The sequence below is a fragment of the Microbacterium sp. KNMS genome, from assembly GCF_053851835.1.
Genome location: NZ_JBSQBP010000015.1, coordinates 35,119 through 58,814, shown reverse-complemented (window position 1 = coordinate 58,814; position 23,696 = coordinate 35,119). Strand labels below are relative to the sequence as shown.

Genomic DNA, 23,696 nt, shown 5'->3' with positions numbered 1-23,696 from the left:
GGCCATCCTCACCCCCGTGCGAGCGCGAGCCCCGGTCGCTCGAGCATCTCCCCGACGTCGACGAGGAAGGCGCTCGCCTCCCTGCCATCGATCACCCGGTGGTCGAACGACACCGTGATCGTCATGACGTCGCGCAGCGCGATGTCGCCGTCGTGCTCCCAGGGCGTGCGCCGCACCGCGCCGAGGGCGACGATCGCCGACTGCCCGGGCGTGAGGATCGGGATGCCGCCGTCGACGCCGAAGACGCCGACGTTCGACACGGTGAGCGTCGACGACGTGAGCGCGGCGAGCCCGATCGAGCCGTCGCGCGCGGCGGCCGCGCGCTCGGCGATGGCGCCGGCGAGCGCGATGGCGTCGAGACGCTCGGCGTCGTCGACGCTCGCGACGACGAGACCGCGGTCGGTCGCCACCGCGATGCCCAGGTTCACGCGATCATGGAACTCGATCTCCCCCGCGTCGGCGTCGAAGCGCGCGTTGACGCCGGGCGTGCGTCGAGCCGCGAGCACGATGGCGCGCGAGGCGAGCGAGAGGAGCGTCGGGCTCGCCCCGCCCTCTGCGGCGAGGTCGCGGGCGAGGCGCAGGGTCTCCGTGACGTCGACCTGCAGGAAGCACGCGGCGTGCGGGACCGAGAGCGCCGACGCCGTCATCGCCTTGGCCGTCTCCCGGCGCAGCCCGCTCAGGCGCTCGCGGTGCGAGGTCGGCGGCGCGGGGTGGGCGGCCGCGCGATCGAGGTCGGCGCGTGTGACGACGCCGCCCTCGCCGGTCGGCGTGACCGCGGCGAGGTCGATCCCCCGCTGCTTCGCGAGCTGGCGGACCGGCGGGAACGCGCGCGCGGGCGACCCCTCCGCGCGCACGAACGGCGTCTGCGCGAACGTGCGCGGTCTGCGCGTGGGGCGCCGCGCGCCGTCCATCCGCACCGACCCGACGAGCATGGCGACCCGCTCCTCGGACGGCTCGGATGGCTCAGGCTCCACGGGCTCTGCGGATGGCGCGGGCGGGGCGTCCGCGGATGGCGCGGGCGGGGCGTCCGCGGGCTCCGCGGGCTCTGCGGGCTCGGGGTCGGCCGCCTCTGCGGCGTCCTCGAGGTCGTACTCGACGAGCGGGGCGCCGACCTCGACGGTCTCGCCCTCGCTCGCGTGCAGGCGGCGGATCACGCCCGCGTAGGGGCTCGGCAGGTCGATGACGGCCTTCGCCGTCTCGACCTCGGCGATGACCTGGTTGAGCGCGACGGAGTCGCCCTCGGAGACCTTCCACGCGACGATCTCGCTCTCGGTGAGGCCCTCCCCGAGGTCGGGCAGGCGGAAGACGGCGGTCATCGCGCGCTCCCCTCGAGGACGAGCCCCGTCCGCGACGAGCGGCGCCCGAGCGAGCGGTCGACCGCGTCGAGGATGCGGTCGAGGCTCGGCAGGTAATGGGACTCGAGAGCGGATGGCGGGTAGGGCGTGTCGTATCCGGTCACGCGCTCGGGGGTCGCCTCGAGCGCCCCGAACGCCCGCTCGACGACGCTCGCGATGAGCTCGCTCGACACCGACACCTCGGCGGGCGCCTCGTGGGCGACGACGAGGCGCCCGGTCCGCTCGACGCTCGCCACGACCGTGTCGACGTCGAGCGGCGAGATGGAGCGCAGGTCGATGACCTCGATCTCGATCCCCTCGTGGCGGGCGGCGAGGGCGGCGTCGAGCGCCGTCTGCACGACCGCCCCGTACGCCGCGAGCGTGACGTCGCGTCCGCGGACGAGCACCTCGGCGGCGTCGAGGTCGCGCACGAGCGCCGTGTCGACCTCCCCCTTGGACCAGTACCGCGCCTTGGGCTCGAGGAACACGACGGGGTCGTCGCTCGCGATCGCGGCACGCAGCGTCGAATAGGCCTCCTGCGGGCTCCACGCCGTGACGACGCGCAGGCCCGGCGTGTGCGCGAAGTACGCCTCGGGCGACTCGGCGTGGTGCTCGACCGAGCCGATCCCGCCGCCGAACGGCACGCGGATCGTGACGGGCATCCGCAGCCGACCGTGCGTGCGGTAGTGCAGGCGCGACAGCTGCGTGACGATCTGGTCGAGCGCGGGGAAGACGAAGCCGTCGAACTGGATCTCGACGACCGGTCGCGCGCCGCGGTAGGCCATGCCGACCGCGGTTCCGACGATCGCGGACTCGGCGAGCGGCGCGTCGATCACGCGCTCCGCGCCGAAGCGCGCCTGCAGTCCGTCCGTCACGCGGAAGACGCCGCCGAGCCGCCCGATGTCCTCGCCCATGAGGACGACGTCGGGATCGCCCTCGAGCGCGTCCGCGAGGGCGCGCCCGACGGCCGCGCCCAGGCTGAGGGTCTCGACCGTCATCGCTCCTCCTGGATGCTCGCCGCGAACGCGAGGTGCTCGGCTCGCTGGCGCCGGATCCGACGCGTGGGCGTGACGGTCACGTGGTCGAAGAGGCTCTCCGGGGCGGGTGCCTCGGCCTGCACGACGGCCGCGCGCATCTCCTTGGCGATCGCGTCGCAGCGGATCCGCGCCTCCTCTCGGATGTGCTCGATCGGCGCCCCGACGGAGGCGAGGTGGCGCTCGAGCCGGTCGATCGGGTCCTTCGCGCGCCAGGCGTCGACCTCGTCGGCGTCGCGATAGCGGCCGGGGTCGTCCGTCGTCGTGTGCGGGCCCATCCGGTACGTGACCGCCTCGACGAACGTCGGCCCCTCTCCCCGACGCGCGCGGTCGGCCGCCGCGCGCATCGCGGCGAGGACCGCGAGCACATCGTTGCCGTCGACGCGGATGGCCGGGATCCCGAAGCCCGTCGCGCGCAGCGCGAGCGCGGCGTGCGACTGCACGCGGACCGGCTCGGAGATCGCGTACTGGTTGTTCTGGCAGAGGAACACCACGGGCGCCTGGAAGGAGCTCGCGAACACCATCGCCTCGCTCACGTCGCCCTCGCTCGTCGCGCCGTCGCCGAAGCACGCGACCGCGATGTCGTCGCCGCCGTCGCGGCGCACCGCCATCGCGTATCCCGTCGCGTGCAGGGTCTGCGCGCCGATGATGATCTGGGGCGTGGCCATCCGATGCGCGAGGGGATCCCAGCCCGAGAGCGCGTGGCCCTGCCACACGCGCAGCAGGTCGCCGAGGTCGACGCCCCGCAGCACGGCGAGGGCGTGCTCGCGGTACGAGCCGAAGACGAAGTCGGTCTCGCGGAGGGCGTGCGCGGCCCCGACCTGCGCCGCCTCCTGTCCGCGCAGCGGCGGCCACAGCACGAGCTCGCCCTGGCGGGTCAGGGCGAAGGCCTCCTCGTCGACGCGGCGCACGAGGGACATGTCGACGAAGAGGTCGGTGAGCGCGGTCTCGTCGAGGTCGGCCAGGTGCTCGTCGAGCGTGCGGCACGCGCGTCGGGAGCCGTCAGGGGCGAGGACGCCGAGCGGGGTGTCGAGCCCCTCGACCAGCTCGCTGCGGGGTGCGGGAATGGCGATCGACATCGCGGAACCTCCTCGTTCGCGCTGCGCCTTGTGGGCGTCATTGCCGTCCTGGTCCGGACACCGCTCACGCTACGCCGACGCAGCAGACCGAGCAATGACATCCGTCAGAAGTCCGCAGATTGCTCACTCCTCGCCGCCCCTCCGGCTCTGCATGTCTCACTTATCGTCGTTATGGGACCCCGAAACCCACGACGAGTGAGACATGCACGAGAGCGGCATGCACGAGAGCGGCGTGCACGAGAGCGGCATGCGAAGAGCCGGCCCGGGACGATCCCGGGGCCGGCTCTTCCGCGCGCCGCGCCGGCGCCTGAGGTTGCTAGCTCCGGCGGTCGACGTGGTGCAGGGCGCGCGCGGCGTCGGTGATCGAGCCGGCGAGCGACGGGTACGCCGCGAACACCCGCGCGATCTGGTCCACCGTGAGACGGCGCTCGACCGCGATCGAGATCGGGTAGATGAGCTCCGACGCGCGGGGCGCGACGATGACGCCCCCGACGATCGTGCCGGATCCCTCGCGCGCGTAGAGCTTCACGAAGCCGTCCTTGACGCCCATCATCTTCGCGCGCGCATTCGAGGCGAGCGGCAGCTTGTGCACCTCGGCGCTGACCTCGCCCTCGTCGACGGCCGGCTGCGTCCAGCCGACGGTCGCGATCTCGGGGCTCGTGAAGATGTTGGAGGCGATCTTGTGCGTGTCGAAGGGGATGGCCACATCGCCCATCGCGTGGAAGACGGCGGTGCGGCCGAGCATCGACGCGACCGACGCGAGCGGCATCATCGTCGTGCAGTCGCCCACCGCGTACACGTTGGGCACCGACGTGCGCCCCACCTTGTTGATGCGGATGTGCCCCGACTCCGTGCGCTGGACGCCCGCGTCCTCGAGGCCGATGCCGGCGGTGTTCGGGATCGAGCCGACCGCCATGAGGCAGTGCGAGCCCTCGACGACGCGGCCGTCGGAGAGGGTGACGGTGACGCCGTCTCCCGTGTTCTCGACCTTGTCGGCGCGCGACTTCGCGAGCAGCGTCATGCCGCCGCGCGTGAAGACCTTCTCGAGGACCTTCGCGGCGTCCTGGTCCTCGCCGGGGAGCACCTGGTCGCGGCTCGAGACGAGCGTGACCTTCGCGCCGAGGTTCATGTACGCCGACGCGAACTCGGCGCCCGTGACGCCGGAGCCGACGACGATGAGGTGCTCGGGCACGGCCTCGAGGTCGTACAGCTGCTTCCACGTGAGGATGCGCTTGCCGTCGGGCTTGGCCGAGGGCAGCTCGCGCGGCGACGCGCCCACCGACACGATGATCGTGTCGGCCTCGACGCGGTCGAAGTCGGTGCCCTTCGGGCCCGTCGAGACGACGATCGCCTCATCGCCCTCGAGGCGCCCGTGGCCGGAGATGATCTTGACGCCGGCCTCGATGAGCTGCGCGCGCATGTCCTCCGACTGCTGCCCCGCGAGCGCGAGGAGGCGCTTGTTGATCGCGAGGAGGTTGATGGCGACCTCGGGCTTGAGCGGCTTGCCGTCCTCGCCGCGCGCGTAGAACTGCACGCCGAGCTCCCCCGCGTCGGCGATCGACTGGGCCGCGTCGGCCGTCGCGATGAGCGTCTTCGACGGGACGACGTCGGTCAGCACCGCCGACCCGCCGACGCCCGTGTGCTCGACGAGGGTCACGTCGGCGCCGAGCTGAGCGCCCGCCAGGGCCGCCTCGTAGCCGCCGGGGCCGCCTCCCAGAATCGCGATGCGCTGCGTCCGCTCGAAATCAAAGACCATGCCTCCATTCTCCCCCTTCCTGCGAGATCGGCACGACCCCGGCCGGAGACCGGTCGTTATGCTCATGCCATGACTCTGGAAGGCGCACATCCGCTCGATCCGCCCGCCGACCCGTTCGAGGTCGCCCAGGCCGCCGCGGCCGACATCGCGCGGCTCACGGGGGTCGAGCGACACGACGTCGCGGTGACCCTCGGCAGCGGCTGGGGCAAGGCCGCCGAGCTCATCGGCGAGACCGTCGCGACCATCCCGGCGACGGAGGTCACGGGCTTCTCGCGCCCCGCGCTCGAGGGGCATGTCGGAACCCTCCGCAGCGTCCGCACGCCCGCAGGCCGGCACGTGCTCGTGATCGGTGCGCGCACGCACTACTACGAAGGGCACGGCGTCCGCCGGGTCGTGCACAGCGTCCGCACCGCCGCGGCGACGGGTGCGAAGGTCATGGTGCTCACCAACGGCGCGGGCGGCATCAAGGAGACCTGGAGCGCGGGCCAGCCCGTGCTCATCAGCGACCACATCAACCTCACGGCCGACTCGCCGCTCGAGGGCGCGACGTTCATCGACCTCACCGACCTGTACGCCACGCGCCTGCGCGACATCGCGCTCTCGGTCGACCCGACGCTCGACAGCGGCGTCTACTGCCAGTTCCGGGGCCCTCACTACGAGACGCCCGCCGAGGTGCAGATGGCGAAGGCGATCGGCGGCGACATCGTCGGCATGTCGACCGCCCTCGAGGCCATCGCCGCGCGCCAGGCCGGCATGGAGGTCCTCGGGTTCTCCCTCATCACCAACCTCGCCGCGGGGATCTCGCCCGATCCGCTCAGCCACGAGGAGGTCATCGAGGCGGGGCGGATGGCCGAGGGCCGGATCTCGGCTCTGCTCGCCGAGGTCGTGGGGAAGCTCTGATGGACGTCCTGTCGCACGCGCGCGACTGGCTCGCGCAGGACCCGGACCCGGTCACCCGCGAGGAGCTGTCCGGGCTCATCGCGCGCGCGGAGGGCGGTGATGCCGCGGCCTCGGCGGACCTCGCCTCGCGCTTCGCGGGGCGCCTCGCGTTCGGCACGGCCGGCCTGCGCGGAGAGCTCGGGGCGGGCCCCATGCGGATGAACCGCGTGCTCGTGGCGCAGGCGGCCGCCGGCTTCGCGGCATACCTGTCCGAGCGCGCAGCGGACGGCGCGCGGCCCCGCGTCGTCATCGGGTACGACGGGCGCCGCAACTCCGACGTGTTCGCGCGCGACTCCGCGGAGATCTTCGCGGGGGCCGGGCTGACCGCCATCCTCCTCCCCCGCCTTCTGCCGACGCCCGTCCTCGCGTTCGCGGTGCGCCACCTCGGCGCCGATGCGGGCGTCATGGTCACCGCGAGCCACAACCCGCCCGACGACAACGGGTACAAGGTCTATCTCGGCGGGGCCGATGAGGGCGCGCAGATCGTCTCGCCCGCCGACCGCGAGATCGCCGCGCACATCCAGCGCGTCGCCGACGAGGTCCGCGTTCCCGACCTGCCGCGCTCCGACGCGTACGAGCTCGCCGACGAGGAGGTCGTCGAGGCCTACGTCGCCGCGACCGCCGCGGTCGCGCCGGCTCCCGCATCGGCCGCCGGGATGCGCTGGGCCTACACGGCGATGCACGGCGTCGGGTGGGAGACGCTCGAGCGCATCCTCGCGCGCGCCGGGTATCCGGCCCCGGCCGTCGTCGCGGAGCAGATCGCGCCCGACGCGGCCTTCCCGACCGTCGCGTTCCCGAACCCCGAGGAGCCGGGCGCGATGGACCTCGCCTTCGCGACGGCAGCCGCGCACGACGCCGAATTCGTCCTCGCGAACGACCCCGACGCCGATCGGCTCGCGGTCGGCGTGCCGGGCCCCGACGGATGGCGGCGGCTGACCGGCAACGAGATCGGGATGCTGCTGGGTGCACGGGCCGCACGCTCCGCCGAGGGCACGCCGGGGGCGTCGCTCGCCTGCTCGCTCGTGTCGTCGCCGGGGCTCGGAGCGATCGCCGAGCGGCACGGACTGGACTTCCACACGACCCTGACCGGATTCAAGTGGATCTCGCGTGCCCCGGGCATCGTGTTCGGCTTCGAGGAGGCCCTGGGCTACCTCGTGAACCCCGAGACCGTGCGCGACAAGGACGGCATCTCGGCGGCCGTCGCCGTCCTCGGCCTCGCGGCAGAGGCGCGCGGCCGCGGGACGACGATCTCCGGGATGCTCGACGAGCTGGCCGCGGAGATCGGCCACTTCGCGAGCGGCCAGGTCTCGATCCGCGTCGACGACATCTCGATCATCGGCCGGATCATGGATGCGCTCCGCCAGTCGCCGCCCGGCGCCTTCGGCGAGCGCACCGTGACGCGCGCGGAGGACCTCCTGCACCCCGCAGACGGCGGCCCGTCGGGCGACATCCTGCGCTACACGCTCGACGACAGCTCGCGTGTCATCGTGCGCCCGAGCGGGACGGAGCCGAAGCTCAAGGCGTACCTCGACGTGCGCGGCGACTCTCCCGAGGACGCCGCTGCCCGCCTGTCCGCGCTCGACGCAGCGGCGCGGGAGGCGCTCGACCTGGGCTGAGCCGACCGGCGGCGGCTCACTGCGTTTCGTCTCGCTGCGCTCGCTCAACGTCCGGGCGCTGAGCGCCCGGAGGTCGCAGAGTATTACTGGCCGATGATCGCGACGAGCTCGTCGAGGAAGCCGGTGAAGTCGGTGCCGCGGCGGATGATCCGCTGCACGTTCTCACGCTCGCCGAACACCTCGACGAACTGCTCGAACACCGTCTGGAACGCCTCGCGGTCGCTCTCGCTGAACGCGGCGAGGGCGACCACCTGCACGCGCCCGTCTCCCCATGCGACCGACGGGTCGGCGATCCCGATCGCGATGGCCGTGCGCGATGCCGTCATCCGCAGCGCATGCGGAACCGCGAGGGCGTCGGTGAACGCGGTCGACGACATCCGCTCGCGCTCGATCGCGCCCTCGACGTAGGCGTCGTCGATCACCCCGCGCTCGACGAGCAGCGCGCCGAGCGCGCGGATGATCCCCTCCTCGCCGAGGGTGTCGTCGAGGCCTCGGACGAAGGCGCCGGCGTCGAAGTAGCGCTCGAGCTCGGCGCGCAGCCGCGACAGACGGCGGCCCCGGCGGATCCGGGCGGCGGCCTGCATGACGCGCTCGACGTCGCCGTCGGTGAGGAACGGGCGGATGCGGACCGTGCTCTCAGACGGCGTGGGCGGCTCGATCGTCGTCAGCACGAGGTCGGTGTCGATCGCCTTCCAGTCGGGGTCGACGCGCGTGACGACCTCGGTGACCTCGACCGCCTGCCCGAGGGAGCGGGTGATGCTCGAGCGGAGGAGCTCGTGCAGCTCGTAGTAGCCGGGGCACACGATCGTCGCGGTGAGGCGGGTCTCGGCGCGCCGCTCGCGCTCGAGCTCGCCGCCGACGTGCATCGCGATGTACGCGATCTCGTCGTCGCGGATCGACATGCCGAGCCGTTCGGACAGCTCCCCCGCGATCGAGACGGCGACCTCGAAGATCATCGGGTACGTCGTCTTGAGCGATCGGGTGAGCGGGTTGCGCGACCACGCCTGCTCGCGCGCGCGGTGCGCGAGGTTCTGCACGTGCAGCGCGAGCCGCTCGACGAACTCGTCGCGGCCGAGCGCGACGAGGTACTCGTTCGACACCCGCGCGACCGCCGCGCGGACGGCGGCGTCCACGACCGGGTCGACGCCCGCGGTGCCCACGGCGCCGGCTCCGGGCACGACGACGCGCGTGAGGAGGAGCGAGGCGAGGTGCATGCGGTCGCCGCGCCCGAGGGTCACGCCGAGGGCCGCCTCCGCGAGGCGCCCGACCACCTCGGCCAGGCGCTCCTGCTCGGCGGGCGGCGTGCCGTGCACCGTCTCGAGCGCGCGGCCCTGGCTCGCGCGATCGACGGCGATCGACACGTGCAGCGTGACGTCGGCGACGGCGAACTCGTTCACGAAGTAGCCGAGGTCGCCGAGCTCGGCCGCGAGGGCGGACTTGAACCGCCCGAACGCCTCGGCGGGAACCGAGGTCGATCCCGCGACCCGGCGGAGCGCCTCCACGTCGAACGCGCCGTCCTCCATCTCGTCGTGCGCGAGCGACGACAGCAGGCGGCGGCGCGCGAGCTCGGTGCCGACGAGCGCGATGCGCGGCCCGCTGCGGTCGAGGGAGAGCTCGCCGCCCTCGCGGACGAGAGCGCGCACGCGCGCGAGGTCGGACTCGAGCGTCGCCTCGCTCACGTGGAACGCGGCGGCGGTCTCGTACACGTCGAGGCCGTCGTCCGCATCGATGAGCGCATGGATGAGCCGGTGCAGGCGGTCGCGCGGCGCGCTCTGCGGGGGCTGGTCGCGCTCGCGCAGGAGCGCGGCCCCCGTGGGGTGCGCGCGATACCCCGCGGGGCCCGAGGCGATGACAGGATGGTCGGGCACGCGCGCGTTCACGGCGGTCACGTACGAGCGCACGCTGCGCGGCGTGACGCCGAGGAGGTCGGCGAGCGCCGCGGCCGTCATCCATCCGCCGTCCCTGAGGAGGATCGCGACGAGACGATCCTGACGCTGTCTCGACACGCGCACCTCCTCCTCCGACAGTCAATCACGTCGCGCTGGCCGCGGGCGCACGCCCGGGCGCGCTGCGGCGTGCGGGGCCGCCCGCGCTTTCCGCCCGGGCGGAAGAAAGAGTGGTTGTCCTGCCGAGCGCGCCTCGGGAGGATGAGGATCAGGAGGCGTCGATGAGGATCCTGGTTGTGTGCGGTGCAGGGGCATCGAGCACGTTCGTCGCGCATCGCGTGAACCGCGCTGCGCGCGCCGCCGGGCTCTCCTGGTCGGCCTTCGCGGGCACGCAGGTGTCGCTGCCGGTCGATCTCGACGCGGCGGACATCGTGCTCGTGGGGCCGCACCTCACGACATCGCTCGACGCGATCCGCGGGGCGGCGTCGCCGCGCGGGGTCGCCGTCGTGCCGCTGCCGGACGACGTCTTCACCGACACCGACGGCACGCGCGTGCTCGCGCTCGTGCGGGCCGCCGCCGCCCCGGATGCGCCCGCATCCGAATGAACCGCAAGGAGCACCCATGTCCGCTGTCACCCGCACCGTGAAGATCGCATCGTCGCACGGACTGCACGCGCGCCCCGCCAAGCTGTTCGCCGAGGCCGCCAAGAACTCGGGGCTCGCCGTCACGATCGCGAAGGGCGACGGCAAGCCCGTCAACGCCGCGAGCATCCTCGGTGTCATCTCGCTCGGCGCCAACACGGGCGACGAGGTCACCCTCACGGTCGAGGGCGACGGCGCCGAGGCCGTGCTCGACCAGCTCACGGCTCAGCTCGAGACCGACACGGACGCCGAGTGATGCTCGAGCTCCGCGGCGTCGGGATCGGCCAGGGCGTCGCGCAGGGGCCGATCGCCCGCATGGCATCGCGCCTCGAGCCGCCGCGCGACGAGAAGAGCGCGAAGAGCCCCGACGAGGAGAAGGCCGCGGTCGCCGCGGCGGTCGCGGCCGTCGCCGCGGAGCTCAACGCCCGCGGCGAGCGCGCCGGCGGCGCGGCCCGCGACGTGCTCGAGGCCCAGGCCATGATGGCCGAGGACCCGACCCTCGAGGAGGGCGTCCACGCGCGCATCGACGCGGGCAGCACGGGCGAGTGGGCCGTGCACGCGGCCTTCGCGGAGTTCGCCGAGACCCTCCAGGCGATGGGCGGCTACCTCGGCGAGCGCGCCGCCGACCTCGCCGACGTCGCGCAGCGCGTCATCGCGCACCTGCGCGGTGTCTCCGCTCCCGGCGTGCCCGACCCCGGCCATCCGTTCGTCCTCGTCGCGCCCGACCTCGCCCCGGCCGACACGGCCCTGCTCGACCTCGAGAAGGTCCTCGCGGTCGTGACCACGGAGGGCGGCCCGACGTCGCACACGGCGATCCTCGCGGGCGACAAGGGCATCGTGGCGATCGTCGGGACCGGCGAGAGCGATGCGCTCGTCGACGGCGCCGTCGCGATCGTCGACGCGGCGGCCGGCGTCGTCACGATCGACCCGACCGACGAGCAGCGCGCGGCGGCGGCCGAGCGCGCGGAGGCGCGGCGCGCCGCGGCGAGCGCGCCGATCACCCCCGGTGCGCTCGCGGACGGCACGGCCGTGCCGCTGCTCGCGAACCTCGGCAACCCGGATGGCGCGGCCGAGGCCGTCGCGCTGGGCGCCGAGGGCGTGGGGCTCTTCCGCACCGAGTTCCTGTTCCTCAGCTCCGACGAGGCGCCCAGCGTCGAATCGCAGACGGCGTCGTACACGAAGCTGCTCGAGGCCTTCCCCGGCAGGAAGGTCGTGGTGCGCGCGCTCGACGCGGGTGCGGACAAGCCGCTGAAGTTCCTCACCGACGAGGGCGAGGAGAACCCCGCGCTCGGGCGACGCGGTCTGCGCGCGCTGCGCCACCACGAGGAGGTCCTCCGCGACCAGCTCACGGCGCTCGCGAACGCCGACGCGGCGACCGACGCCGATCTCTGGGTCATGGCGCCCATGGTGGCCACGGTCGAGGAGGCCGAGTACTTCACGCGCATCGCGCGCGAGCACGGCATCAAGACGGCCGGCGTCATGGTCGAGGTGCCGTCGGTCGCGCTCCTCGCGGACGCGGTGTACGAGGTCACCGACTTCGGCTCGGTGGGCACGAACGACCTCGTGCAGTACACGATGGCGGCCGACCGCATGCTCGGCACGGTGTCGTCGTACCAGGACCCGTGGCACCCCGCCGTGCTGCGCCTCATCGCCGAGATCGGCCGGGCCGGCGCGAAGCACGGCAAGCCGGTCGGCATCTGCGGTCAGGCCGCGGCCGACCCGCTCCTCGCGGTCGTCCTCGTCGGCCTGGGCGCCACGACGCTGTCGATGTCCCCGCCCGCACTCGTCGACGTGCGCGCCGAGCTCCTGAAGCACACCCTCGAGGACGCGCAGCGCATCGCGCAGGCCGCGCTCTCGGCGAGCAGCGCGGAGGCGGCGCGCGAAGCCGCCCGAGCCGCCGTCTCCTCCTGAGATCCCCCACAGCAGAAAGCCCGATACCCATGAGTGACACCCGCACCGCGGCGAAGACGCCCGGATCGCTTCGCGTCGGAGTGCAGAAGGTCGGCACCTTCCTCTCCGGCATGATCATGCCCAACATCCCCGCGCTCATCGCATGGGGCCTCTTCACCGCGTTCTTCATCGAGGTCGGGTGGACGCCCAACGAGGCGCTCAACTCGATCGTCGGGCCGATGATCCACTACCTCCTGCCGATCCTCATCGCCGCGCAGGGCGGTCGGATGATCTACGACACGCGCGGTGCGGTCGTCGCGTCGATCGCGACCTTCGGCGCGATCGCCGGCTCGGACTGGCTCATCGGCCTGCAGAACGCGGACCTCCCCGCGGGCGAGAGCCCCATCCCGACGATCCACATGTTCATCGGCGCGATGATCATGGGCCCGCTCGCCGCGTGGATCATGAAGAAGCTCGACGCGCTCTGGGAGGGCCGCGTCAAGGCCGGCTTCGAGATGCTCGTCAACATGTTCTCGGCCGGCATCTTCGGCTTCGTCGCGGCGATCTTCGCGTTCTACGTGCTCGCGCCGGTCGTGAACTTCCTCATGAACATCCTCGGCGGGGCCGTGGGATGGCTCGTCGACAACAACCTGCTGCCGCTCACGAGCATCCTCATCGAGCCGGCCAAGGTGTTCTTCCTCAACAACGCGATCAACCACGGCGTGCTCACGCCGCTGGGCCTCGCGCAGGCGACGGAGGACGGCAAGTCGATCCTCTTCCTCCTCGAGGCGAACCCGGGCGTGGGCCTCGGCCTGCTCCTCGCCTTCACCTTCTTCGGCGTCGGCGCGGCTCGCGCCTCCGCTCCCGGTGCCGCGATCATCCATTTCTTCGGCGGCATCCACGAGGTGTACTTCCCGTACGTGCTCATGAAGCCGGCCCTCATCCTCGCGGTGATCGGCGGCGGCATGACGGGTGTGGCGACCAACGTGCTCTTCCGCTCGGGCCTCGTGGCCCCCGCGGCGCCGGGCTCGATCATCGCCGTCCTCATCCAGACCGCGCGCGACAGCTACCTCGGGGTCATCCTCGCGGTCGTGCTGTCGGCGGCCGTCACGTTCCTCATCGCCGCGGTCATCCTGCGCGCGAGCCGCAAGCGCGACCTCGCCGCCGAAGCGGCGGGCGCAGACGGATTCGCCGACGCCGTCGCGCGCACCGAGGCGAACAAGGGCCGGAAGTCCAGCGTGCTGGGCGGCCTCGCCGGCGGCACGGCCGTCGCGACCCGGCCGATCGAGAAGGTCATCTTCGCGTGCGACGCCGGCATGGGGTCGTCGGCGATGGGAGCGAGCGTCCTGCGCAACAAGATCAAGCAGGCGGGCATCGAGGGCGTCACGGTCACGAACAAGGCCATCGCGTCGCTCGACGGCACGGCGGACCTCGTGATCACGCAGGCGCAGCTGACCGACCGCGCCCGTCAGCGGGAGCAGAGCGCTGTGCACGTCTCCGTGGACAACTTCATGAACTCGCCGCGCTACGACGAGGTCGTGGAGCTCCTGCGCGAGCAGGCATCGGGCGGGACGGCCCCCGCGGAAGCCGACGCGCCTGCCGCGCCCACGACGCGCCGCGAGGCGCGTGCCGTGCCCACGACGACCGGCCCCATCGGCAGCGGCACGTCGCGCCCCGCCGACGACGCGGTCCTCACGCGCGGCAGCGTCCGCATCCACGCCGGCTCCGCGACGCGGGAGGAGGCGCTCCAGGAGGCCGCCGACATCCTCGCGAGCGCAGGTGCCGTCACGGGCGCGTACTTCGACGCGATGCTGGCCCGCGAGCAGACCGTGTCGACCTTCATGGGCAACGAGCTGGCCATCCCGCACGGCACGAACGAGGCGAAGGACGCGATCCTCGGGTCGGCGCTCTCGGTCGTCCGCTATGACGGCGGGGTGGACTGGGACGGCGACGCGGTGACGTTCGTCGTCGGCATCGCCGGCAAGGGCGACGAGCACCTGAAGATCCTGTCGAACGTCGCCGAGCTGTTCAGCGACGAGTCGCAGATCGCGCGTCTCAAGGCCGCGGCGACCCCCGAGGAGCTCTTCGAGCTCTTCCAGAGCGTCAACCAGGAGGACTGATGAAGGCCGTCCACTTCGGCGCAGGGAACATCGGCCGCGGCTTCGTCGGCCTGCTGCTGCACGAGGGAGGGTACGAGGTCGTCTTCTCCGACGTCGCCGCTCCCCTCGTCGACGCGCTGGCTGCCGCCGACGCGTACACGGTCCACGAGGTCGGCGCGGGCGGCGTCGACCGGGAGGTCACGGGGTTCCGCGCGGTGAACAGCGCAGAGGACCCGCAGGCGGTGGCCGACGAGGTCGCGACGGCCAACGTCGTCACGACCGCCGTCGGGCCGACGATCCTGAGGTTCATCGCTCCGCACATCCTCGCCGGGATCGCGCTGCGCGACCCCGACGCTCCCCCGCTGCAGGTCATGGCGTGCGAGAACGCGATCGGAGCGACCGACCAGCTCCGCGCGGAGATCGTCGAGCTCGCCGGCGGCACGTGGGACGCCCTCGAGGGTCGCGTCGTGTTCGCGAACACGGCCGTCGACCGGATCGTCCCCGGCCAGCCGGCCGACGGCGGCATCGACGTCACGGTCGAGCCGTTCTTCGAATGGGCGATCGAGCGCGGCCCGTTCGACGGCGACCTGCCGAGCATCCCCGGTGCGCACTTCGTCGACGACCTCGCGCCGTACATCGAGCGGAAGCTCTTCACGGTGAACACGGGGCACGCGGCGACCGCGTACCACGGCGCGCGGGCCGGCTTCGAGCGCATCGCCGAGGCGCTGGCCGACCCGGCCGTCGCGGCGTCGGTCGAGGCGGCTCTCGAGGAGACGTCGGCGCTGCTCGCCGCGAAGCACGGGTTCCCCGCCGACGAGCTCGCGACCTACCGCGCGACGATCCTCGAGCGGTTCCGCAATCCGGCGCTGCCCGACACCGTCCAGCGCGTGGGACGACAGCCGCTGCGCAAGCTGTCGCGCCACGAGCGCTTCGTGGGCCCCGCCGCCGAGGCCGCCGAGCGCGGCCTGTCGACGAGCGCCCTCGTCGCGGCGATCGCGGCGGCCCTCGCGTTCTCCGACGAGGGCGACGAGCAGGCCGTGCAGCTGCAGGCGCTCCTCGGCGAGCTCGACGCCGACGCGTTCACCCAGCAGGTCACGGGACTCGAGCCCGCCCATCCGCTGTTCCCGGCCATCCGCTCGGCCGTCGCGGAGCACCAGGCCGCATAGGCCCCGCCCTGCGCAGCATGTCTCACTCGCCGCGGGATTGCCGTCGGCTATCCCGCGGCGGGTGAGACATGCCCCAGGGGGCGGCGCCTACCGCGCGAAGCCCTCGGAGATGAGGTCGATGAGCTCCTCGCGCTGCTCGACCGGCAGGAACGACGCGGCCGCGGCGTTGAGCTGGAACTGCTCGATGTCGTCGAGGTCGTAGCCGAAGGCCGCCTGCAGGATGGCCAGCTCGCGCGTGAGCGAGGTCCGGCTCATGAGGCGGTTGTCGGTGTTGACCGTCACGCAGAAGCCGAGCTGGTAGAGCAGGTCGAACGGATGGTCCTCGATCTGGCTCCCCCAGTGGGCCACGGCGCCGGTCTGCAGGTTCGACGAGGGCGACAGCTCCAGCGGGATCTCCCGATCCCGCACCCAGCGCGCCAGGTCGCCGAACTGCACGAGCACCTCCTCGCCCTCGCGCGAGACGACCTCGAGGTCCCGGGCGATCGCGACGCCGTGCCCGAGCCGCAGCGCGCGCCCGTCGAGGAGGGCCGACCGGATCGACGCGACCCCGGCGGCCTCGCCCGCGTGCACGGTGACCGGGAAGAACTCGCCGGCGAGATAGTCGAACGCCGCGCGGTGCTGCGATGGCGGGAAGCCGTCCTCAGGACCGGCGATGTCGAACGCCACGACCCCGTCCTGGCGGAACGCGACAGCGAGCTCGGCGACCTCCTGCACGCGGTCGCCCTGGCGCATCGCGGAGAGGATCTGGCCCACGCGGATGCTCCGCCCGCTGTCCTCGACGATGTCCTCGCCCTGCTCGATGCCGTCCTGCACGGCCTCGACCGCCTCCTCGAGCGTGAGCCCGCCGTCGAGGTGCTGCTCGGGCGCCCAGCGCACCTCGCCGTACACGACGCCGTCGGCCGCGAGGTCCTCGACGAACTCGCGCGCGACGCGGGTGAGCGCCTCGCGCGTCTGCATGACGCCCACGGTGATCTCGAAGGTCTTCAGGTACTCGACCAGCGAGCCGGAGTCTGCGCGCTCGGCGAACCACTCCTGCAGCGCTGCGGCGTCCGACGCCGGCAGCGCGACATCCGTCCCCTCCGCGAGCTCGAGGATGGTCTCCGGCCGCAGGCCGCCGTCGAGGTGGTCGTGCAGCGAGACCTTGGGCAGGCTGCGCAGCGCGACGCCCTGCACGCGGGGCTCAGCGGTCTTGTCCTTCGCCATGTCGGCCTCCAGGGTCGTGCGGTGCGGACGGATGCGGGATGGCCGCGGTCCGGATGTCGTCGGTCGGTCAGGCGGTGATGCGCTCGCGCACGAGAGGCGCGGTCTCGGGAGCAGTATCCCCGATCTCGTACGCGCCGTCGAGAGCGTCCAGCGCCCTGTCGAAGCGCGCGCCGTCATCCGCCGAGAGCGTGAAGAGCGCCTGGCCCTCGGCGACCGCGTCGCCAGGCTTCACGAGCAGGTCGATGCCGGCCGCGTGGACGACCGCGTCCTCGGCCCGCGCGCGCCCTGCTCCGAGCCGCCACGCGGCGATCCCGAAGTCGTAGGCGTCCATCCGGGTGACGACGCCGGAGCGGCTCGCCGTCACGGTGTGCGTCTCGCGCGCGACGGGCAGGGGCGCATCGGGGTCGCCGTCCTGCGCGCGGATCATGCGGCGCCAGGTGTCCATCGCGCGGCCGTCCGCGAGCGCCGCCTCGACGTCGGCGTCGGGCTGTCCGGCGAGCGCGAGCATCTCGCGGGCGAGCGCGACGGTGAGCTCGACGACGTCGGCGGGGCCGCCGCCCGCGAGCACCTCGACCGACTCGCGCACCTCGTTCGCATTGCCGATCGCAAGCCCGAGCGGGGTGTTCATGTCGGTGAGGAGCGCCGTGGTCTTCACGCCGGAGTCCGTGCCGAGCGCGACCATCGTCTCGGCGAGCTCGCGTGCGCGCGCGGGGTCCTTCATGAAGGCGCCCGTGCCGAACTTCACGTCGAGCACGAGCGAGTCGGTGCCCTCCGCGATCTTCTTCGACATGATGCTCGACGCGATGAGCGGGATGGCCTCGACCGTGCCGGTGACATCGCGCAGCGCGTAGAGCTTCTTGTCGGCGGGGGCGAGACCGGTGCCCGCGGCGCAGATCACGGCGCCGACGTCGGCGAGCTGGGCGAGCATCTCCTCGTTCGAGAGGGCGGCGCGCCAGCCGGGAATCGACTCGAGCTTGTCGAGCGTGCCGCCCGTGTGGCCGAGCCCCCGCCCGGAGAGCTGCGGCACGGCGACGCCGAAGGCCGCCACGAGCGGGGCGAGGGGCAGCGTGATCTTGTCGCCCACGCCGCCCGTGGAGTGCTTGTCGGCGGTCGCCTTGTCGAGCGACGCGAACGACATCCGCTCCCCCGACGCGATCATCGCGTCCGTCATGACGCGGATCTCGTCCCGCTCCATGCCGTTCAGCAGCACGGCCATCGTGAACGCCGACATCTGCGCGTCGGAGACGTACCCGCGCGTGTAGGCGTCGACCATCCAGCGCAGCGCGTCCTCGGGGACCGCGCCGCCGTCGCGCTTGGCGCGGATGACGTCGACCGCGTCGAACGGCTCGGGGCTCATCGCTCCTCCAGGTCTCGGGGTCCGAACGCGTCGGGCAGCACCTCTTCGATGCTGCGGATGCCCGACACGGTCTCGAGCAGCATGCCCGGCAGGGCGTGCTCGAACAGCAGCTGCCGGCAGCGTCCGCACGGCATGAGGGTGCGGCCCTCGCGATCCACGCACACGAACGCGACGAGCTGCCCGCCGCCGGTCATGGCGAGATTCGAGATGAGGCCGCACTCCGCGCACAGCCCGACGCCGTACGACGCGTTCTCGGTGTTGCACCCCGCGACGATCCGGCCATCCGTCACGAGGGCGGCCGCCCCCACGGGGAACTTCGAGTAGGGCACGTACGCCCGGGTCATGGCGTCGGTCGCGACGGCACGCAGCTCGTCCCAGTCGATGTCTGTCATCTCTCCTAGCCCTTGATGTACGGCTGTCCCACCGCGGCGGGTCCTCGCGAGCGACCGACAGCGCCTGCCACCACGAAGATGGTCACGAGGTACGGCAGCATCAGCATGAACTCTCCCGGCACGGGAGAGCCGATCACGCTGAGCGTGTTCTGCAGGTTCGACGCGAAGCCGAACAGCAGCGCCGCGAGGGTCGCCTTGATCGGGTGCCACTGACCGAAGATCACTGCTGCCAGCGCGATGAATCCCATGCCGTTGGTCATCTCCTGTCCGAACGGGATGCCGTTCCCAACAGTGAACACCGTGCCTCCTGCGCCCGCGATCGCGCCTCCGAGGAGCACGTTCAGGAAGCGCGTGCGCCCCACGCGGATGCCGACCGTGTCCGCAGCCTGAGGGTGCTCGCCGACGGCACGAAGCCGCAGTCCCCACCGGGTGTGGAACATCGCGAAGTAGACCGCGAAGACCGCGACGTACACCGCATAGACGAGGATCGTCTGACGGAACAGCACGGGCCCGATCACCGGGATGTCCGCAAGCAGCGGGATCGGTATCCGGTCGAAGCGGGGCGGAGTGTTGAGAGTGGCCGCGTTCGGCTGCATGACCTGTGAATAGAGGAAGCTCGTGAGCCCGGCGATCAGCACGTTGAGCACGACGCCGACGATGATCTGGTCGACGACATAGACGATCGCGAACACAGCGAGCAGCGCGGCCACGAGCACACCCGTGATGATCGCCGCAAGAAGACCGAGGATCGGCTGCCCCGTGAGCGTGGCGATGAGCGCGGCGCTGAACGCGCCGCCGAGAAGCTGCGCTTCGATGGCGATGTTCACGACTCCGACGCGTTCGCCGATCACCCCGCCGAGCGCACCGAAGATGAGCGGTACCGCGAGGGCGAGCGATCCGGCGAGGAGCCCGGTCACGGGGATCGTCGCTCCTGCGGCCGCCCAGCACAGGAATCCGAAGACGCCGATGACGATGAACGCCGCGATGATCCATCGCGGCACGGAGGCGGACCGAGAGACGAAGTACGCGGCCGCCGCGGTCAGCAGCGCCATGAGGAGGATCGAGCCCCAGGCTCCGATGCCCACGCCGACGACCAACGACGGCAGGACGACCACGTCGCCCTCGGAGGACAGCCGGAACGTCGATTCCCCGGCCCGCGGCGCGAGCGTCGCCACGATGACGAGCAGCACCGTGAACACGGCGAGGGTGATGGGTGCCTTCCAGCTGCGGGTGAGTGGCGTCACGCCCGCGTCAGCGGCGAGCGCGGGGGGAACTCGCACCGCGTCGCTCATCGCTCTCCGCCTTCCGTGCCGGCAGCGACAGCCAATCGCGCCTTCATCCGCTTCTTCTCCTTCTTGCGCCGGTCGCGCTCGGGCGAGGGCAGACCGAAGATCGCCCGCACGAGCGGTGGCGCTGCGATGAACAGGACGATGAAGGACTGGACGACGAGCACGATCTCGAGGGGGATCTGCTCCGCCGCCTTCATCGTGAAGCTTCCCGCCTTGAACGCGCCGAACAGCAGGCCCGCTGCGAACGTCCCCCACGGCGTGGAGCGCCCGAGAAGCGCCACCGTGATGGCGTCGAAGCCGATGCCGGCGTCGACGCCGGACGCGAAGCCGTTCGTCGAGGTGCCGAGAACCTGGGCGACGCCGGCGATGCCGACGAGGGCACCCGACATGAGCATCGCGAGCACGTACATGCGCTTGACGTCGATCCCGGCCACTCGCGCAGCACTCGGGTTCTCCCCGACGGCCTTGAACTGGAATCCGAGGCTCGACCGGTTCAGGATCCACCACACGAGGACGGTGGCGGCGATGACGACGAGGAAGCCCGCATGCAGGTTGAACTGCGGCCCGAGCAGCGACGGGAAGATCGCGGTCTCCTTCATCGCGGGCGACTTGGGGTCACTGGACCCGGGCTTCTGCAGCAGACCCGGCGTCCGCAGCATCCAGGACACGAGGTGGAACGCGATGTAGTTGAGCATGATCGTGAGGATCACCTCGTGCGCCCCCGTGCGCGCCTTGATGAAGCCCGCGATTCCGCCCCAAAGCGCTCCGGCGACGATTCCGCCCAGGAGCGCCACGAGCGTGTGGATCCCCGCCGGCAGATCCAGGCCGAAGCCGATCCAGCCCGCTGCCGACGCGCCCATGAGCATCTGACCGCGCCCGCCGATGTTGAACATCCCGACGCGGAAGGCGAGCGCGACGCCCAGCCCGCCTGCGATCAGCGGCGTCGCGTAGGTGAGGGTCTCCGTGAGAGGTCGGATGGCGCGAACGAATCCGTCCGCCTCGTAGTTGAAGATCGCACCGCGGAAGAGCGCGGCGTACGCCCCGCCGACCGCCTCCCAGATCGCGGCGACGGTATCCGTCGGTCGCGCGAAGAAGTACCCGGAAGCGCGTTGGACGTCGGCGTCGGTGGCAGCGATCATGATGCCGCCGATCACGAACGAGAGCAGGATCGCGAGCACGATGATCGTGCCGTTCGCGCGCGCGATGCTCATCATTGCGACATGCCAGCGCGATGGCGATGTGGCCTGCTGCGCATCGGTCATGCTGCCGTTCCTCCCTGCGGGGCCGGCTCGCCCGCCATCATGAGTCCAAGCACGTCTCGAGGCGTGTCGCCCGGCACGATCCCGACGATGCGACCGCGGTACATCACCATGATGCGGTCGGCGAGCGCAGCGACCTCGTCGAGCTCAGTGGAGACCACCACAACGGGTACCCCCGCGTCGCGCGTCGCGACGATGCGCTTGTGGATGAACTCGATCGACCCCACGTCGACGCCGCGCGTCGGCTGCGCAGCGACCAGTAGTGAGAGGTCGCGGCTCATCTCGCGTGCGAGCACGACCTTCTGCTGGTTGCCGCCCGACAGGCTGCCGACGGGGGCGTCGATCCCGGGCGCCCGAACGTCGTACTCGGCGAATCGCTCCTTCGCGAACTCCTCCAGATAGGAGCGTCGGATCGCTCCACGCCGTACGAACGGCTCACCGTGAGCACGGTCGAGCATGAGGTTCTCGGCGATCGAGAACGCGCCGACGAGCCCGTCCTCCTTGCGGTCCTCGGGGACGAACCCCACGCCGGCATCGAGGATCTGCCGCACGGACCGACCCACGAGCTCGCGACCGTCCAGCCGGATGCTCCCGTGGACGCGCTCCTGGAGCCCGAGGAGGGCCTCCGTCAGCTCCGTCTGCCCGTTGCCCTGCACGCCCGCAACGGCGAGGATCTCCCCTGCTCGGACTTCGAACGAGGCACCGTCGACGACCTTGCTTCCCAGATCATCGACCACCGTGAGTCCGTCGACGATGAGGCGCGGTTCGCCGAGCCCGGGAGCGTCCTTGTGGACCGTGAGCTCGACAGCACGGCCCACCATCATCGCCGCAAGGTCCTGATTGCTCGCGCCCGGGTCGGCTTCGCCGACGACCTTGCCGAGACGGATGACGGTGATGCGGTCCGCGACTTCGCGCACCTCTCGGAGCTTGTGGGTGATGAAGACGATCGCAGCGCCCCCATCGCGCAGCTGCCGCATCGTGGCCATCAGCTCGTCCGTCTCCTGCGGGGTGAGGACGGCGGTCGGCTCGTCGAAGACGAGAACGCGGGCGTCCCGGGAGAGCGCCTTGATGATCTCGACCCGCTGCTGCACGCCGACAGGGAGATCCTCGACCACGGCATCGGGATCCACATCGAACCCGAATCGCGCCGAGATCTCGCGAACGCGCTCTCGAGCGGCGTCGATGTCGAGAATTCCGCCGGCCTTCGTCGCCTCGTGACCGAGCATGACGTTCTCGGCCACCGTGAAGACCGGGATGAGCATGAAGTGCTGATGCACCATGCCGATGCCGGCGCGCATCGCATCGCCGGGACCCTGGAAGGCCTGGGGCTGATCGTCGAGGAGGATGGTGCCCTCGTCGGCCTGGTAGAGGCCGTAGAGCACGTTCATGAGCGTTGACTTGCCTGCGCCGTTCTCGCCAAGCAGGCAGTGGATCTCTCCGGGCTGCACGACGAGGTCGATGTGATCGTTGGCTGTCAGGGCGCCGAACCGCTTCGTGATACCACGGAGTTCGAGCTTCATATGCCGATCCTAGTGAGAGGGCTGGACGTGCGAGTGCGGGGAGGTCGCACGCGACCTCCCCGCACTCGAAGGGATCACTCGGCGAGGTAGGACTCGACCGCGATGGACCCGTCGATGATCCCCGCGGAGATGTCATCGAGCTCGGCCTGCAGCCCCTCGGGGACCTTGTCCTCGAAGTCATGGAACGGGGCGAGCGAGACGCCGCCGTTCTCCAGCGTGCCGACATACGGGGTGGCGTCGAACTCGCCCGCGCCTGCCGCCTCGACCGTCTCCTGAACGGACACATCCATGCCCTTGCGGATGGAGGTCAGCAGGAGATCGGCGACCGACGGGTCGGACTCGTAGACGTCCGCGTCCACGCCGATGAGAGCGATCTCGCGACCCGAGTCGCGGATGACCGATGCGGCGCTCTGGTAGATCGGGCCGCCCACCGGCAGCAGCACGTCGACACCCTGGTCGACGATGCCCTGCGCGGCATTAACCGCGGCCTGGTCTGCGGCGAATCCTCCGGTGAACACGCCGTCGGAGCCGTCCCAGCCGACAACCTGGACGTCGCCGTCGTTCTGCTCGTTCCAGTACTCGACTCCCTGGCGGAAACCGTCCATGAAGATGGTGACCGTCGGGATGTTGGCGCCACCGAAGGTGCCCACCTTGCCGGCCTCGGAGTACGCGGCCGCCGCGTAACCGCCCAGGAACGCGGCCTGCGCGGTGTCGTAGACGAGAGGCTTGATGTTCGGCTGGTCCGTCTCTCCGTCGCCGTCGAGATCGATCATCTCGTCGATCGAGACGAAGTGGACGTCCGGGTTCGCCTCTGCGGCGTCGTTCGCGTCGGCGGCGAGCTTGAAGCCCACCGTCACGATGAGGTTGCAGTTCTGGTCGACGAGGCTCGACAGGTTGCCCGCGTACTCCGACTCGTCATTCGATTCGACCGTGATGGGCTCGACTCCGAGCGTCTCGCTGGCGGCCGTCAGGCCCTCGAAGCCGAGCTGGTTGAACGACTTGTCGTCGAATCCGCCCTCGTCGGAGATCATGCAGGGCAGGAAGTCGCTCTCGGCGCCGCCGCCGCTTCCGCCCGTGGTCTCCTCCGGCGCCGACCCGCATCCGGCGAGCAGCACCGCCGAAGCGGTGAGCGCGAGACCGCTGAGCGCAGCCTTCTTGGTGGTCTTCACACTGTCCTCCAGAGTGTGCGGGCCCCGAACCGACCCGGGGCCAATATGCTCACGCTAGTTCGCTCAC

General features: G+C 71.6%; 19 protein-coding genes. 7 read left to right on the top strand and 12 right to left on the bottom strand.

The window, feature by feature from the left end; all coding sequences use genetic code 11:
* Window positions 1-8: 8 nt before the first annotated feature.
* From ACWXWW_RS10760 to ACWXWW_RS10745, 4 genes are all read right to left on the bottom strand, one after another.
* Window positions 9-1,316 carry a dihydrolipoamide acetyltransferase family protein gene (locus ACWXWW_RS10760; RefSeq protein ID WP_455969885.1) on the bottom strand — a complete coding sequence of 436 codons (1,308 nt, stop codon included), beginning with the start codon at window positions 1,314-1,316 and terminating at the stop codon, window positions 9-11.
* Window positions 1,313-2,332 (bottom strand): alpha-ketoacid dehydrogenase subunit beta, encoded by a 1,020-nt coding sequence (locus ACWXWW_RS10755; RefSeq protein ID WP_455969884.1) that lies wholly within the window; start codon window positions 2,330-2,332, stop codon window positions 1,313-1,315. The genes ACWXWW_RS10760 and ACWXWW_RS10755 overlap by 4 nt, the downstream gene beginning before the upstream one ends.
* On the bottom strand, window positions 2,329-3,447 hold the full coding sequence (pdhA, locus tag ACWXWW_RS10750) for a pyruvate dehydrogenase (acetyl-transferring) E1 component subunit alpha (RefSeq protein WP_282979670.1): 1,119 nt from the start codon (window positions 3,445-3,447) through the stop codon (window positions 2,329-2,331). Before pdhA ends, ACWXWW_RS10755 begins: the two co-directional genes overlap by 4 nt.
* 316 nt (window positions 3,448-3,763) lie before the next feature.
* On the bottom strand, window positions 3,764-5,203 hold the full coding sequence (locus ACWXWW_RS10745) for an NAD(P)H-quinone dehydrogenase (RefSeq protein WP_271173848.1): 1,440 nt from the start codon (window positions 5,201-5,203) through the stop codon (window positions 3,764-3,766).
* A gap of 69 nt (window positions 5,204-5,272) precedes the next feature.
* Here ACWXWW_RS10745 and ACWXWW_RS10740 point away from each other — a divergent pair, with 69 nt between their 5' ends.
* Together ACWXWW_RS10740 and ACWXWW_RS10735 are read left to right on the top strand one after the other, a co-directional pair.
* Window positions 5,273-6,103 (top strand): purine-nucleoside phosphorylase, encoded by an 831-nt coding sequence (locus ACWXWW_RS10740; RefSeq protein ID WP_455969883.1) that lies wholly within the window; start codon window positions 5,273-5,275, stop codon window positions 6,101-6,103.
* Complete coding sequence (locus ACWXWW_RS10735) at window positions 6,103-7,758, top strand: phospho-sugar mutase (protein ID WP_455969882.1); 1,656 nt, start codon at window positions 6,103-6,105, stop codon at window positions 7,756-7,758. The genes ACWXWW_RS10740 and ACWXWW_RS10735 overlap by 1 nt, the downstream gene beginning before the upstream one ends.
* 83 nt (window positions 7,759-7,841) lie before the next feature.
* On the opposite strand, the gene ACWXWW_RS10730 is transcribed toward ACWXWW_RS10735, so the two are convergent.
* A complete protein-coding gene (locus tag ACWXWW_RS10730) occupies window positions 7,842-9,764 on the bottom strand; it encodes a BglG family transcription antiterminator (protein WP_455969881.1) in 1,923 nt (640 codons plus the stop codon).
* 161 nt (window positions 9,765-9,925) lie between these two features.
* Between ACWXWW_RS10730 and ACWXWW_RS10725 the strand changes: the two genes are divergently transcribed.
* The 5 genes from ACWXWW_RS10725 to ACWXWW_RS10705 are packed head-to-tail and all read left to right on the top strand — an operon-like array spanning window position 9,926 to window position 15,440.
* Complete coding sequence (locus tag ACWXWW_RS10725) at window positions 9,926-10,249, top strand: PTS sugar transporter subunit IIB (protein WP_271173852.1); 324 nt, start codon at window positions 9,926-9,928, stop codon at window positions 10,247-10,249.
* 16 nt (window positions 10,250-10,265) lie between these two features.
* Window positions 10,266-10,541, top strand: a complete 276-nt coding sequence (locus ACWXWW_RS10720; protein ID WP_271173853.1) for an HPr family phosphocarrier protein — start codon at window positions 10,266-10,268, stop codon at window positions 10,539-10,541.
* On the top strand, window positions 10,541-12,196 hold the full coding sequence (ptsP, locus tag ACWXWW_RS10715; protein ID WP_324014234.1) for a phosphoenolpyruvate--protein phosphotransferase: 1,656 nt from the start codon (window positions 10,541-10,543) through the stop codon (window positions 12,194-12,196). The genes ACWXWW_RS10720 and ptsP overlap by 1 nt, the downstream gene beginning before the upstream one ends.
* A gap of 29 nt (window positions 12,197-12,225) precedes the next feature.
* A complete protein-coding gene (locus tag ACWXWW_RS10710) occupies window positions 12,226-14,295 on the top strand; it encodes a PTS mannitol transporter subunit IICBA (protein ID WP_455969880.1) in 2,070 nt (689 codons plus the stop codon).
* A complete protein-coding gene (locus ACWXWW_RS10705) occupies window positions 14,295-15,440 on the top strand; it encodes a mannitol-1-phosphate 5-dehydrogenase (protein ID WP_455969879.1) in 1,146 nt (381 codons plus the stop codon). The genes ACWXWW_RS10710 and ACWXWW_RS10705 overlap by 1 nt, the downstream gene beginning before the upstream one ends.
* An 87-nt stretch (window positions 15,441-15,527) precedes the next feature.
* On the opposite strand, the gene ACWXWW_RS10700 is transcribed toward ACWXWW_RS10705, so the two are convergent.
* The 7 genes from ACWXWW_RS10700 to ACWXWW_RS10670 all read right to left on the bottom strand — a co-directional run bounded on the left by ACWXWW_RS10700 (window position 15,528) and on the right by ACWXWW_RS10670 (window position 23,629).
* A complete protein-coding gene (locus tag ACWXWW_RS10700) occupies window positions 15,528-16,643 on the bottom strand; it encodes an adenosine deaminase (RefSeq protein ID WP_282979680.1) in 1,116 nt (371 codons plus the stop codon).
* Window positions 16,644-16,710: 67 nt separating this feature from the next.
* Window positions 16,711-18,000 carry a thymidine phosphorylase gene (locus ACWXWW_RS10695; RefSeq protein ID WP_282979681.1) on the bottom strand — a complete coding sequence of 430 codons (1,290 nt, stop codon included), beginning with the start codon at window positions 17,998-18,000 and terminating at the stop codon, window positions 16,711-16,713.
* Complete coding sequence (locus tag ACWXWW_RS10690; protein WP_271173859.1) at window positions 17,997-18,392, bottom strand: cytidine deaminase; 396 nt, start codon at window positions 18,390-18,392, stop codon at window positions 17,997-17,999. Before ACWXWW_RS10690 ends, ACWXWW_RS10695 begins: the two co-directional genes overlap by 4 nt.
* A 5-nt stretch (window positions 18,393-18,397) precedes the next feature.
* Window positions 18,398-19,684 carry an ABC transporter permease gene (locus ACWXWW_RS10685; protein WP_455969878.1) on the bottom strand — a complete coding sequence of 429 codons (1,287 nt, stop codon included), beginning with the start codon at window positions 19,682-19,684 and terminating at the stop codon, window positions 18,398-18,400.
* A complete protein-coding gene (locus ACWXWW_RS10680) occupies window positions 19,681-20,943 on the bottom strand; it encodes an ABC transporter permease (protein ID WP_455969877.1) in 1,263 nt (420 codons plus the stop codon). The genes ACWXWW_RS10685 and ACWXWW_RS10680 overlap by 4 nt, the downstream gene beginning before the upstream one ends.
* A complete protein-coding gene (locus ACWXWW_RS10675; protein WP_455969876.1) occupies window positions 20,940-22,460 on the bottom strand; it encodes an ABC transporter ATP-binding protein in 1,521 nt (506 codons plus the stop codon). The genes ACWXWW_RS10680 and ACWXWW_RS10675 overlap by 4 nt, the downstream gene beginning before the upstream one ends.
* Window positions 22,461-22,534: 74 nt before the next feature.
* Window positions 22,535-23,629 (bottom strand): BMP family lipoprotein, encoded by a 1,095-nt coding sequence (locus ACWXWW_RS10670; RefSeq protein WP_455969875.1) that lies wholly within the window; start codon window positions 23,627-23,629, stop codon window positions 22,535-22,537.
* Between the last annotated feature and the right edge of the window lie 67 nt (window positions 23,630-23,696).